The sequence below is a fragment of the Acinetobacter sp. RRD8 genome, assembly GCF_031844225.1.
GTDB lineage: Bacteria > Pseudomonadota > Gammaproteobacteria > Pseudomonadales > Moraxellaceae > Acinetobacter.
Genome location: NZ_JAUZUU010000007.1, coordinates 1 through 13,722, shown reverse-complemented (window position 1 = coordinate 13,722; position 13,722 = coordinate 1). Strand labels below are relative to the sequence as shown.

12 protein-coding genes are annotated in these 13,722 nt (G+C 43.4%); 4 read left to right on the top strand and 8 right to left on the bottom strand.

The window, feature by feature from the left end:
• The first annotated feature begins 408 nt into the window (after positions 1-408).
• Together fmt and rsmB are read left to right on the top strand one after the other, a co-directional pair.
• Positions 409-1,371: a methionyl-tRNA formyltransferase gene (gene fmt / locus Q9R24_RS08735; RefSeq protein ID WP_311204071.1), complete on the top strand. Its 963-nt coding sequence runs from the start codon at positions 409-411 to the stop codon at positions 1,369-1,371.
• Complete coding sequence (gene rsmB, locus Q9R24_RS08730) at positions 1,368-2,675, top strand: 16S rRNA (cytosine(967)-C(5))-methyltransferase RsmB (RefSeq protein WP_311204070.1); 1,308 nt, start codon at positions 1,368-1,370, stop codon at positions 2,673-2,675. Before fmt ends, rsmB begins: the two co-directional genes overlap by 4 nt.
• A 70-nt stretch (positions 2,676-2,745) precedes the next feature.
• On the opposite strand, the gene zupT is transcribed toward rsmB, so the two are convergent.
• The 4 genes from zupT to Q9R24_RS08710 form a co-directional block, all read right to left on the bottom strand.
• Entirely contained in the window at positions 2,746-3,555 is an 810-nt protein-coding gene (gene zupT, locus Q9R24_RS08725) for a zinc transporter ZupT (RefSeq protein ID WP_243475244.1), read from the bottom strand.
• 88 nt (positions 3,556-3,643) lie between these two features.
• Positions 3,644-3,754, bottom strand: coding sequence for a methionine/alanine import family NSS transporter small subunit (locus tag Q9R24_RS08720; protein ID WP_004647694.1), 111 nt, complete (start codon positions 3,752-3,754; stop codon positions 3,644-3,646).
• A 10-nt stretch (positions 3,755-3,764) separates the two neighbouring features.
• On the bottom strand, positions 3,765-5,240 hold the full coding sequence (locus Q9R24_RS08715) for a sodium-dependent transporter (protein ID WP_180075603.1): 1,476 nt from the start codon (positions 5,238-5,240) through the stop codon (positions 3,765-3,767).
• A gap of 586 nt (positions 5,241-5,826) precedes the next feature.
• Positions 5,827-7,275, bottom strand: coding sequence for an aldehyde dehydrogenase family protein (locus tag Q9R24_RS08710; protein WP_311204069.1), 1,449 nt, complete (start codon positions 7,273-7,275; stop codon positions 5,827-5,829).
• Positions 7,276-7,409: 134 nt separating this feature from the next.
• On the opposite strand from Q9R24_RS08710, the gene Q9R24_RS08705 reads away from it, so the two are divergent.
• Complete coding sequence (locus Q9R24_RS08705) at positions 7,410-8,099, top strand: TIGR04219 family outer membrane beta-barrel protein (protein ID WP_311204068.1); 690 nt, start codon at positions 7,410-7,412, stop codon at positions 8,097-8,099.
• Between the two features lie 366 nt (positions 8,100-8,465).
• The gene (locus Q9R24_RS08700; RefSeq protein ID WP_311204067.1) at positions 8,466-9,017 is read left to right on the top strand and encodes a type 1 glutamine amidotransferase domain-containing protein; all 552 of its coding nucleotides are present in this window, start codon (positions 8,466-8,468) and stop codon (positions 9,015-9,017) included.
• A gap of 49 nt (positions 9,018-9,066) precedes the next feature.
• Here the strand turns inward: Q9R24_RS08700 and Q9R24_RS08695 are convergent, their stop codons facing one another.
• The 4 genes from Q9R24_RS08695 to Q9R24_RS08680 all read right to left on the bottom strand — a co-directional run bounded on the left by Q9R24_RS08695 (position 9,067) and on the right by Q9R24_RS08680 (position 13,444).
• Entirely contained in the window at positions 9,067-9,390 is a 324-nt protein-coding gene (locus tag Q9R24_RS08695) for an ankyrin repeat domain-containing protein (RefSeq protein WP_004728940.1), read from the bottom strand.
• A gap of 53 nt (positions 9,391-9,443) precedes the next feature.
• Positions 9,444-10,286: a hypothetical protein gene (locus Q9R24_RS08690; protein ID WP_005108256.1), complete on the bottom strand. Its 843-nt coding sequence runs from the start codon at positions 10,284-10,286 to the stop codon at positions 9,444-9,446.
• Positions 10,287-10,386: 100 nt separating this feature from the next.
• A complete protein-coding gene (locus Q9R24_RS08685; RefSeq protein WP_129717939.1) occupies positions 10,387-11,736 on the bottom strand; it encodes an aromatic acid/H+ symport family MFS transporter in 1,350 nt (449 codons plus the stop codon).
• 343 nt (positions 11,737-12,079) lie between these two features.
• Positions 12,080-13,444, bottom strand: coding sequence for an MFS transporter (locus tag Q9R24_RS08680; protein ID WP_114541999.1), 1,365 nt, complete (start codon positions 13,442-13,444; stop codon positions 12,080-12,082).
• Positions 13,445-13,722 lie beyond the last annotated feature (278 nt).

Sequence of the window (13,722 nt, the reverse complement as noted above, 5' to 3'; positions counted from 1 at the left end):
TTTATATTTCCAACAAAGTTTGAGCTTGCAGTGAATCGGGCAGATCCACTCTGGCTAAATCATACTGACAAAGAGCTTAAATCAGTTGAATTTTAAACCTATCATACTACAAGCCCTTGATTTACAAGATGGCCTTTTGAGTGTAGATGCAGGCAAAAATGTCTATCGAGAGGTTTGGATGATCTGACGATAAAAATTTCTTAATGAAATCTACTATACCGCCATCATCATCAGGACAATACAAAACTTTCATGAATAATTTTTACAATTTGCATGAGTTTTTTTTATATAAAAATTCCACTGAAATTCAAGCACTCACCAAGCTTCTCGGATAAGTTTTTGCAACGATTAGGCTGAAATTTGGCTTTTGGCTTATAATAGCTTTTAAGTTTATTTGGAATTTCATGTGTGAAGATCATATTTGCAGGCACACCAGAATTTGCAGCGACTGCATTGGCTGCGTTGCTTAGAACCGAACATGAAATTGTGGCGGTCTATACTCAACCGGACCGCAAGGCCGGACGTGGACAAAAGCTCACGGCATCTGCGGTGAAGCAGTTAGCGCTTGAACATCATCTTTCGGTCTATCAGCCTTTGCATTTCAAGTCATCGACTGAAGAAGGTCTGGCGGCGCAAGCGGAACTTAAAGCCTTAAATGCAGATGTGATGGTGGTGGCAGCTTATGGCCTGATCCTGCCACAAGTGGTTCTGGATACGCCAAAATATGGTTGCCTGAATATTCATGGTTCCCTGTTGCCACGCTGGCGCGGTGCAGCCCCGATTCAGCGTGCCATTGCCACTGGCGATGCCGAGACCGGTGTAACCATTATGAAAATGGCAGCCGGTCTGGATACCGGGGATATGATGTATAAAACACTGTGCCCGATTAGCGCCGAAGATACATCTGCCAGCCTGCATGACAAACTGGCGCTGCAAGGTGCTGAGGCGATTGTGGCCGTGCTTGAATCGGAACAGACCTTACAGCACTATCTTGAGATTCGCGAAGTCCAGGATGAAAGCCTGACGGTTTACGCGCATAAACTGTCAAAAGCTGAAGCACAAATTGACTGGACCCAGCCTGCAACAGCCATTGACCGTAATATTCGTGCTTTTAATCCATGGCCGGTGGCATTTACTCCACTGGATGACAGCAACAATTTACGCATCTGGAATTCCTCGCTTTCCACGCAAAAGACAAGCAATGCCCTGCCTGGTGAAGTGATTGCCCTGGATAAAGACGGCGTGCATGTGATGTGTGGCGATCAACATGCTATTTGCATCACCAATCTGCAATGGCCAGGCGGCAAAGCCCTGAATGCTGTTCAAATTAATCAAACTCAAAAACTATCGGTAGGATATAAATTCGCATGAGCCAAATTCAATCATCAGCTAAAAACTTGAATTTGCGCGCGCAAGTTGTAAAAACCCTATTGGCTGTACAAAACGGCCAATCACTTGCTTCTGTACTCAATCAACATATCAACATCGTGTCTGAACGTGACCGTGGTCTATATCACGAGTTAACTTTGGGCTGTTTACGTCAGTGGCACGGCCTGAAAGCCATTACCCTGCCATTATTAACCAAACCTCTTGATAATCAGGCTTTAGAAAGCTGCTTATATCTGGGTTTGTATCAGATTTTATGTACCCGTATTCCGGCGCATGCTGCAATTTCAGAAACCGTCACTGCAGCCAAACAGCTCGGTTTTGAACCTTTAAGCGGTCTGGTGAATGCCGTTCTGCGTCGTGTTTCACGTGAAACAGAAGAATTTGATCTGGCTTTAAATCAGGCACCTGGCCTGCCAAGCTGGCTTTACAAGCGTTTAAAGAAAGACTGGCCGGAACAGCTTGCCGAACTGTCACATGACTTGAAACAGATTGCACCGCTCACCTTGCGTGTCAATGTCAATCAGGTCAGCCGTGATGAATATCTGGAAATTCTGGAAGAAGAAGGCTATGAAGCACGTGCCTGCACCCTGTCTGAAGTCGGGATTGTACTGGAACAGAATGTCCATATTCCGAACCTGCCGGGCTATGAAGCCGGCGGTTTCTCGGTTCAGGATGAACATGCCCAGCTGTGTGCGACCTTAGTTCCTGACCTTGAAGGCAAAGTGGTGGTCGATGCCTGTGCCGCTCCGGGTGGCAAGACCGCGCATATCCTGGAAAAATATAGCCCGAAAAAACTGTATGCCATTGACCAAGATGCCAAACGTTTAGTCCGTGTGGCAGAAAATCTGGAACGTTTACTATTAACTGAATATGCCGACGTTGAAATTATCGCGGCTGATGCGATCACCTGGACAGCGCCGGAGCCGGTGGATTGTATCGTGCTGGATGCACCGTGTTCTGCAATTGGTGTGATCCGTCGTCATCCGGACATCCGTTTACTGCGTCATTCCACAGATATTCCGCAAACGGTACAGCTGCAAAAGCAGATTCTGGAAAATATGTGGCAGCAACTGAAAGTCGGTGGTACTTTGCTGTACATCACCTGTTCAATTTTGAAAGCCGAAAACGAACAGCAGATGGTCGAGTTTTTTAATACCCATGCCGATGCCAAAGAAATCAAAATCGAAGCCGATTGGGGTATCGAACAGATTCATGGTCGTCAGTTGTTGCCGAAAGCAGATCAAGGCGACGGTTTCTTCTATTGCCGTATAGAAAAAACTGCATAAGTCATGTGTTTAAAATGAAAGGCAGCGCAAGCTGCTTTTTTTATGGCGCGTGATTTAGTGAATATATGGCTTATTGAATAAACTTAAAAATCACCAGACTGCTGGCCAATGCCGCCATGCCGCTCACCAATCCATAGACTGTTTCATGCCCTTCAGAATAGCGCTTTGCCGTCGGCAATAATTCATCCAGCGCCAGATAAACCATCACCCCGCCAATCACGCCAAAGATCAGACCATAGACGGTTTCACTCATATAAGGTGCCAGAATAAAATACCCGAGCGCTGCCCCTAATGGTTCGGCCAGTCCGGAAACCAAACTGGCCCAGAGCGCATAATCTTTACGGCCGGTGGCCATATAGACCGGCAGGGCAATCGCCACGCCTTCTGGTACATTATGAATCGCAATCGCGACTGCCAATGGCGCACCCAAAGCAGGACTTTCCAGCGTGGCAAAAAACGTCGCCAGCCCTTCCGGCAGGTTATGTGCGCTAATCGCAAACAGGGTCAGCATGCCGGTACGCAGTAATTGGGGTGAACTGACGCCCTTGGCAGAATGGGTCTCAATAGTGTCATGTGGGTTTGGCACAAAACGATCCAGCAACAACACCAGAATTACGCCCAGTAAAAAAGCAAAAGTGCCAAAGGCAAAACCGGTTTTTTCATCAAAATCTAAGCTAAAGGACGCGATCGATTTGTTCAGAATTTCGGTTAAAGAGACATAGATCATGGCCCCGGCAGCAAAGGCCAGACCAAAGGCCAGCAAACGGAAATTAGGTTTTTTTAAGAATAATACCAGTCCCCCACCCACCACGGTGGCCAGCCCGGCAAATAAAGTCACGGCAAAGGCTGTATAGACTTGTCCATCTGAAACGGAAATCATGTCAAAGCATCAGCCATTAAAAAAGTCATTATCATCAAGGATGATAATGACTTCCGTTTATGGCAACAGTAGGTTTATGTGAAGATTTTTAGTCTTCTGGTTCTTCCGGATTCTTTGCCAGATGAATCACAGCCAGTACCAGACCACCCCATAATAAAACGATGGAGATGATCATCATGATTAGTGCAGATGTATTCATAGTCGCTCTCCTAGCTGTGACGGTCTTTGATCAGGCTGAACAGAATGGCACCCAGAATAAAGAATGCCATCACTCCTCCACCTACCATCCATAGGGTACTGGCAGCATAGCCACCATAACCTTCTGCCATAATCGATTTCAGGGTCAGGCCCAATGCCAGCAATAATGACAACGGCGTGATCACCGTCAGCATGAAGTTCCAGCTGGCACCCAGTTTCACGCTGGCAAACTCATTCACATGGCCTTCCAGCTGTTTCATTAATGGACGACGGAACCACGACAACAGAATAATCGATAACAGACCACCACCGACAATACCGATGTTATTAGCAAAGTAGTCGATGATATCGACAAAGGTAATCGCACTATGTGTCGAGAACATCAGGGTAGAAATCACCGCTGAACCACCAGCAATAATCGTTACTGACTTATTCTTTGACCAGCCCAGTTTGTCTTGGAACGCAGCAATCGGAACTTGCAGGATACTGACCATCGAGGTAATACCGGCAACCGTCAACGAAGCGAAGAACAGGAAACCGAACAGGTCACCACCTGCACCTAAACTGGAAATGATTTTCGGAAACGCAATAAAGGCCAGACCAATACCGCCAGATACCACATCTTCAACTTTCGCACCTGAGCTGAATGCCATAAAACCAAGCGCGGCAAAGACACCAATACCCGCCAGAATTTCAAAAGACGAGTTGGCCAATGCCACCACAATGCCTGAACCGGTCAGGTTAGTTTTGCGTTTCAAGTAAGAGGCATAGGTCAACATGATCCCGAAGCCCACTGAAAGTGAGAAGAAGATATGACCAAAGGCCGCTAACCAGACTTTATAGTTGGCCATCGCTTCCCAGTTTGGCGTGAAGAAAGCATTTAAGCCATCGACTGCACCCGGTAAACGGACTGCCTGAATCACCAGGATCGTGAATAAAATCACCAGCAATGGCATAAAGATTTTATTCGCCAGTTCCACCCCACGGCGTACTCCACCGTAAAGAATCAGCATGACTGCTGCCCAAACGACCACTAGACCAAAGAACAGCACAGGTACAAAACCGAGAGTCAGACCCTCACCATTTTGTAGGTAAGTATTGAAGAAGAAGCCCTGGGTATCTGTGCCCCACTGCTGTCCAAAGGAATAGAACATATAACTGCCGGCCCAGGACAAGACGCTGGCATAGTAAATCCCGATCACCAGAGTGACCATGACCTGCCACCAACCCAGAGATTCGGCATTCATGAGTTTTTTATAGGCCATAGGCGGCGCTTTGCGGAACTTGTGTCCGACCGCATAGTCTAAAAACAATAAAGGTAAACCTGCTGCGAAAATCGCAATCAGATAAGGGATCAGGAATGCCCCGCCACCATTTTCATAGGCAACATAAGGGAAACGCCAGATATTCCCCAAGCCAACGGCGGAACCAATCGCTGCAATAATGAATCCTGATCGTGCGGACCAATTCTCACGAGTTTCTGTCATAGAACACCTAAACTTTTAACCCCTTCAGATGCTGCTTGTTATGGTTATGACGCAAGCAAAAAAAGAAGTATTTTCAATAATTTTGGGTGTTTGAATTAGAGGGCACCTTGTGGGCGTCGAATTCTAATGTACAAACAGGTCAGCAGGTCTTACATCTTGCTTAAAGTCTGATCGAAAAACTGACCTTGTAGATGACTCAACAATACTGACTTTTTTAAATTTTTTCTGTAAATTCTGCTTAAAATATTCGTTATTTATAATCTATTCGAATTAAGCGTTCAATAATTCTGCGAAATAAGCCAGATTAAACAAGTTATATATTGACAAACTTTTTGGAATATATTTTTTCTTAAGTTTTACTACAGGGTCGCTGTTTTAAAAAATGTATTCCAAGACTCCAATCCAGCATCTGTTTTTAGATCATTATTTAATGATGAAACGGCTCATACTAAGGCACATGACCAAGCCGTGATATGGGAAATCAAATTCTCTCATGGAATTTTGACCTCTTTAAAAACCGGTTTAAATATCACAAGCAGATTTAAAACAAGCTGCTAGTGATATCGAAGCGATGAGTATTCTAAACTTAGGCTTTAATCACCAGCATGCGCTCTTCCTGCATGTCGCGAATGGCTGACTGAATTCCTTCACGACCCAGACCTGAATCTTTGACCCCGCCATAAGGCATGTTATCGACCCGGAAAGATGGAATATCATTGATAATGACACCGCCGACATGCAGATGATCCCAGGCATACAGCATCTTGTTCAGATTCTGAGTATACACTCCAGCTTGCAAGCCAAAACGGCTGCGGTTGATACAGGCAATACCGGATTCGAAATCAGCATACGCTTCCAGAATTGCCACCGGGCCAAAGGCTTCATCACGGTAGATTTCCAGACTGTGGTCTACATTTTCCAGCAAGGTCGGTGCGAACATCACACCATTCAATTCGCCTCCAATCAGGATTTTCGCGTCTTTTTTCACGGCTTTATCCAGCCATTTTTTCAGGCGTTTGGCTTCATCTTCCTTGATCATCGGACCAACCAAGGTTGTGCTCAGATTCGGATCAGCGGCTTTAATCGTTTTCAGTTTCGCCAGCAGTTTGTCCTTCACTTCAGTATAAATCTGCTGATGCACCAAAATGCGTTGCACACTGATACACACCTGTCCGGCATGGTTATACGCCCCGCCAATTAGACGGTTAATCAAGGCATCGTTAATTTCGGTATCTGGCTCAATCATGACAGCAGCATTGCCACCCAGCTCCAAGACCACTTTTTTGCGTCCGGCACGCGCTTTCATATCCCAGCCCACAGCATCGGAACCGGTAAAACTGAGTAATTTAAAACGCTCATCAGTGACCAGTAGATCGGCCAGCTCTCGCGGACAGGGCAATACCGAAAAGGCACCTTGCGGTAAATCGGTTTCCGCCAGAATTTCGGCAATTTTTAAGGCAGAAATCGGGGTTAGACTCGGCGGTTTCAGCACAAAGGGACAACCGGCTGCAATCGCAGGAGCAATTTTATGCGCGGTCAGATTTAAAGGAAAATTAAACGGACTGATCAAAGACACCGCACCAATCGGCACCTGTTTCACAATGCCCTGATAGCCGGATGCTGCTGCAGTCACGGCCAAAGGCAGCATACGTCCCTGATCAATCTGGGTCACGGCATCTGCGGCAATCTGGAAAGTATTAATCAGACGTTCAACTTCGGCTTCGGCTGCTTTACGCGGCTTGCCCCCTTCTGCAATCAGAATTTCGGTCAATTCTTCATGAATCTCACGAAAACGGCGTACACAATGCAATAGAATTTTCTGTTTCTGGAACGGCTCCAAGGCGGCCATTTCAGCTTCTGCATCTACGGCAGACTGAATCGCCTGTTCCAGTATGTTGGCATCTGCCAAGGCGACACGGGCATACAGTTCGTGGTTATATTTATGCTTGACCTCTAGCCATTCACCCGTCTGAACGGCCTGACCGGCGACATATAATGCATACTCTTTCGCTTGTTGTGTGCTTCTCGCTACCATCTTATTGTCCTGCAAAATCCAAGGATATACATTTTTGAAATTCTCTATATCATGCACTTGCTACTCCATATTAAGAAGATGTTTTTAAGTAACCAGACACCTCCAATTTTAATAAAGCTTTAGGGAATAGAGCCATGCGCGCAAAAATACTCACCACCTTATTCTTCGGTTTTGGACTCAGTACGCTCAGTCATGCAGATGTGATTGGCGTGAAAGCGGATCTCAGCTACTGGGATTTTGACGGCTATAGCCAGGATAACAATTTCAAGCATGAGCTGGATCGACAAGGTACAGCACAACTATCTGTCGCTGTAGAACATCCGGTACCGTTATTGCCAAATGCCAAGATTAAATACGTCAATCTGGACAGCACCAGCGAACAGAGTTCTCCTGTCAATGCCTCAGATATCGAGCTGAACAATATTGACTATATTCTGTATTACGAATTGCTGGATACCATTGTGCATGCGGATATAGGTGCAGGTTTAACCAATCTGGATGGTACGGTAAAAAACCTGACTGCCGGCGCTTTCACTCAATACGATCTGGATGAATATAGTCCACTGCTCTATGCAACAGCCGGGGTTAAATTGCCATTTACCGGTATGAGTGCCAAAGCGGAAGCAGTTTACAGTCACGGCAGTGATACCCGTAAGACCGACGTACAGGCGGAACTGCAATATGATTTCATTGATAATCTGCTGGTCGATGTCGGTGCCAAAATCGGTTATCGCATCATGCAGGTAGATTTTGAGCAGGATCAACGTCCAGACTTACAGCTGGAATTTAAAGGTCCTTATATCGGTCTAGATATACATTTTTAATGCAATACAACCGGTTAAGCCTACAAAGCTCAATTTCTCTGCGCTGATGTAAGCCAAAGCGTACAGCAATAACCGCAATCTGCTGCTAGTGCGTTACCGGGATGTGTATTACTTTATAAACATAGAGAGCAGGATGCTCCGAAGACCTAAAAACAAGAAGAACATCGCAACACCAGGACGTGAGGTACGACAGGAGTTATACCTAAATCACGAGATACGAAAAAGCCCCGACAGGATGTCGGGGCTTTTTTTTCTGCCTATTATTTTATTTATCATTGCTTAACAGTTCCGAGCTAAAACTCCAACATTGTAAGAATCCCCTTGTTGTTAAGCTAAAAATCCTCACATTTTTTGGGAACAGCAATCATGGTAAAAAAGGTCCTCTTTATTACATCTAATCAAGGCATTGAACATGATGAACTCACTGAGCCTTTAAATTTTCTAAAGTCCAAAGGTTTTGAAGTGATTCATGCTGCCGAAAAAAATGAAGATGTCGCGACGGTCAAAGGTGATACCAAAGCTGCCACCCAATATACGCCGGATACCAGTCTTGAACACGTCGATCTGAATGATTATGATCTTTTGGTGATTCCCGGCGGTACAGTCAATGCGGATACCTTGAGAATCAATCAGGATGCGCAAAAAATCATTCAGCATTTTGCCGACAATCACAAACCGATTGCCGCGATCTGTCATGGGCCATGGACTTTGATTGATGCACAGCGCATCAAAGACAAAAATCTGACTTCATATAAGAGCATCAAGCTGGATCTGGAAAATGCCGGTGGGAAATGGGTCGATGAACAGGTTCACCGCTGCAATACCGGTGACTGGGTACTGATTACTTCACGCAATCCGGACGATTTACCGGCTTTCAATGAAGCGATCTTAAAAGAGCTTGAAGGCGAAGCTGCCTAAGCTCCTACACTAAAAAAAGAACCTCAGCATTGAGGTTCTTTTTTTATATTCAGACACCTCCGGCCAGACTTTTCAGATAAGCCACCACCTCTTTATTGCCTGCCATTTCAGCCAGCTCTAAAGCAGTATTTGGACTGCGATGTGCAATATCTGCGCCTTTGCTAACCAAAAGTTTGACCACTTCCAGATGATCATTTTCAGCGGCAGCCTGTAAGGCGCTATAGCCTTCTTCATCGGCAGAGTTGACGTCCAGCCCTTCCTGTAAGCCCTGCTCGACCTGTTCAACATCGCCTAAAGATGCCCAATACACCAGTTCAGGAAGATGCAGTTCATCATCATCTTCAGGGATTGGGGAGAATGAATTAAGTTTCATACGACGATACCCTAAATAATTTAGTAATAATTAAACATTGTACAATTTAAATCTCAAGTTTCTTTAAGTGCTCTTATCCATAAATATTTGTCATCGACTTTTCTCTCAGATTTTAATAATTTCATTTCAGGTATAAATAATTCTAGTTCGTTTTTTAAGTTTTCAATTTTTTCTTCTTCTAAATATGGTGCCTCATCGTATAACTTTAATAATTTCTCAGGATAGTCATCAATTTCAAGTAAATGTAACTTACTTAAATCATTTTGGAGGTATGTAGAAATTTTAGATTGCTTTTGAAGAAGATCAGTATAATAAGAAGATGTTGAGGAATTAATTGGTTGAGGAATTGCCCTAATCTGATTATCTAATTCTTTAGTTTTCTCACTTAAAGCAGCTCGTAAGCTCATAATTTTTTTAAAACTTAAATCCATACATAAGGTTTTAGCCCAAGGTTTTAAAACTTCCTGTATATCTTGTTCATTAGACCCGGTTTTTTTCATTATTTTTCTAATATCATCAGCAAATTGAATGAACTTTTCCGGTGTGGGAGCTCCATCAAATCTACCAATATTACTTTGAATTTCAACAAGAGTTTTAGCTGTTATAGCGGTCATTTCTTTAAGATAAATTAATGCATTATCAGCTTCCTCTAATTTTTTATCTAATTGTCTAGTTTTAGCTTCTACTCCTAATCCTTTTAATGACTCAAATCGGTCAATTGTTGCAGCAAATAACAATACCAACCCTGCTGTCAAAGAAGTAATCGCAATAGGTGCATTACCGGAATAAGAAGACCAAGTTCCTACACCTAAATTGATTAATCCAGCAATTAGCAGAAACCAGTTCGTTAAATTAAATAAGAAGCACTTATTCACTGATTCCCAATATTTTTTCATTATTTTTCCTACTTACTTATTATTTAAGATATTAATCTTTAAAAATTTTATAGACAATGAAAAGCCCCCTTTCGGAGGCTTCTTATTTAAAAACTTAGCTTTAAGCTTTAGATACTGCTGGTTCAATTGAACCAATCTTTTCAGATTCATTGTCATGCATGATCAACGCAACCGCAATTGCAGTAATCAGAACCGGCAAACCGACTGCCATAAAGTTGAAGTAAGCAGGCAGGTTCATACCAAGCAAACCACCAATCAGGATCGGCCCTACAATCGCGCCCATACGACCAATCGCAGAAGACCAGCCAATACCTGTCGAACGTACCGCAAGTGGGTAGAACTGTGCAACATAGCTATATAGCAACATTTGTGAACCAATCGACGCTGCACCCGCTAGGAATACCAAAATGTAAAGCAAGAACTGGTTAGATGCAAAGCCCATTGAGCTCATTACAATCGCACCCATCATGCCCAGAACCATCAGTACCGGTTTCAGGTGGAAACGATCCGCCAGAATACCACCACCCACAATACCTACAACCGCACCCACGTTCATCACCATCATGAACATCAGGCTGTTGTCCATCGAATAGCCCGCTGCCATCATCAACTTCGGCAACCAGCTGCTCAGTGCATACATGGTTAACAGACAAGTAAAGAACGCGACCCAGAACAGTAAGGTATTGACCGCACGACCACGACGGAACAAGCTGACCACGTTCGCTGCTTCAGGCACATTTTCCTGTGGCAAAGTAAGTACCGTGTTATCCGTTACTGTCAGATTTGGCGCCAGACGACGTACAATTTGGCGTGCTTCAGCCTGCTTGTTCTGCTTCACAATAAATGCCAGCGATTCAGGCAGGAATTTCCAGATTACCGGTAATAAAAATAATGGAATACCCGCGATAAAGAACATGATTTGCCAACCAAAACTTGGGGTAAACCATGAACCCAATAATGCAGCCATTACGCCACCGACTGCATAACCACTAAACATGGTGGTCACCAGCGTACTACGCATTTTTTGTGGAGCATATTCCGAAGTCAATGCCACCAGGTTTGGCATTACGCCACCAATACCAAGACCGGCAAGGAAACGTAAAATACCGAATTCGGTTGGGTTTGAAGCAAAGCCGCCGGCAAAGGTTAAACCACTAAATAATACAATACAGATCATGATCACTTTCTTACGACCGATCTTGTCCGCGAGGGAACCAAAGATCATCGCACCAAACATCATGCCGGCCAGTGCGGTACTTGCAAGCATTCCGGCCTGCACTGCACTTAAGCCCCAGTCTTGCATCAATAACGGTAAAACTACACCATTGATTGCGAGATCATAGCCATCAAATAAGATAATGAGTAAACACCAAGCAACTACATTGAAGTGGAAAGGCGTGAATTTCGCATTATCGACTACAGAATTTACATCTATTTTTTCCGTTGTCATCGTTCTCATCTCCCATGAGTACTTGTCCATAACATCTTGTTGAAGACTGAAGTCAATCTTCAATGTCAGGCAATATACGCAAGCGGGATTTAAGGCACAATAAGACTAATTGATATTCTGCTATGCTCTCGGAAATGTCATTTATTTGCGTGATATGTCACACTATTATTAATATAAACTTTTGAATAATTGATGTTTATTTTTTAATTCGCCCAATATTTAAGCTCTATTAATCCGCTTATTCTTTTGACCAATTGAATATTGATTTAATTTCATACTAAAGATATGAAAAAGCCCCTTTAAGTAAGGAGCTTTTTTAACTGAGTAGGTTAATTACGAGAGTTTAAATTTTGGCTGTTTTTAATTTTTTCACCATCACGCGACCAGGTTGTGGCTTACGAATCATTGAAATAGCGATGATACCAATAATACCTGGCATTGCTACCGCGATAAAGTTCCATTTATGTGGTAACTCCATACCAAGTAGCATACCAATTACGATTGGGCCAACAATTGCACCTGTACGCCCTACAGCAGAAGCCCAACCAATACCAGTAGAACGTACTGCAACAGGATAGTATTGAGCAACATAGCTATATAACAAGATACTGGTACCAATAGATGAGGCACCTGCTAAACTCACAAGTAAATAAATAACAGGGGTTGGAGAATTAAAGCCCAAACCAACCAAAGATAGTACACCGACAGTTAACATACTCATAAGAACAGGTTTAAAGTCAAAACGGTCTGCCAAAATACCGCCGCTAATGGTTCCGATCACGGCACCAATATTCAGTGCTAATAAGAACATTAAACTGCTGCCTAAAGAATATCCCGCTGCCATCATCAGTTTTGGTAGCCAGCTTCCAAGTGCGTAAAGCATGAGTAAGCACATAAAGAAAGCAATCCAAAATAAGAATGTTCCTGTGGCACGATTTTCTGTAAATAAAGCTTTTACTGATGCACTTTGGGTCTGATCAGCGCTAGCTAGAACCAGTTCAGTATCTGCTTGTATGTCTGCAGTTGGCTCGACTTGCTTGATAAAACGACGTGCTTCATTCACTTTTTGTTCTTTAACGAGGAAAGTTAAAGACTCAGGTAAGAACTTCCAAAAAAATGGAACAAAAAGTAAGGGAATACCTGCAATGAAGAACATAATTTCCCAACCAAAACTTGGTGTAAACCATGTACCGCATAATGCAGCCATAATACCGCCCACCGCATAACCACTAAACATGGTGGTTACCAGTGTGCTTTTTAAACGTTTAGGTGCATATTCAGACGTTAGAGCGACTAAGTTTGGTAATACACCACCAATCCCTAAACCAGCAATAAAACGTAAAATACCAAATTCTGTTGGATTAGTGGTAAATCCACCTAAAAATGTAAAAGCACTAAATAAAGAAACACAAATCAAGATAACTTTTTTACGACCAATTTTGTCTGCAAGCATCCCAAACAGCATGGCTCCAAACATCATGCCAGCGAGTGCTGTACTTGCAAGCATGCCTGCTTGAACAGCACTCATGCCCCACTCTTGCATAAGTAGAGGCAGAACGACACCGTTAATTGCTAAATCATATCCGTCAAATAGGACAATAAATAAACACCACAATACAATGCTTAAGTGAAATTTAGTGAATTTTGCTTGATCAATCACATCATTCACACTTACCGTGTTTGCTACTCGCTTCATGTTTTCTGCCATTTTTACTCACCTCCTGTGAGTTTTTTTCGTTGTTTTCAGCACGACACATGACCCTAACTCTTATTTATTATTTTTAATGATTCTTATCGCCATGTCTTCGCAACAACTTAGTTCAACACAGCTACTTTTCATGCAATATCCGACTAAAGTCTTACTTATTCCTTAAAATTCTAAACCCATGAGTCTAGTTTTTAATCAATATTCAACAGTTCCCACATTTATTTGACTAAATTCCACGCATAAAAAAATCCCCCTCTGCCTTGGCGGAGGGGGATTTT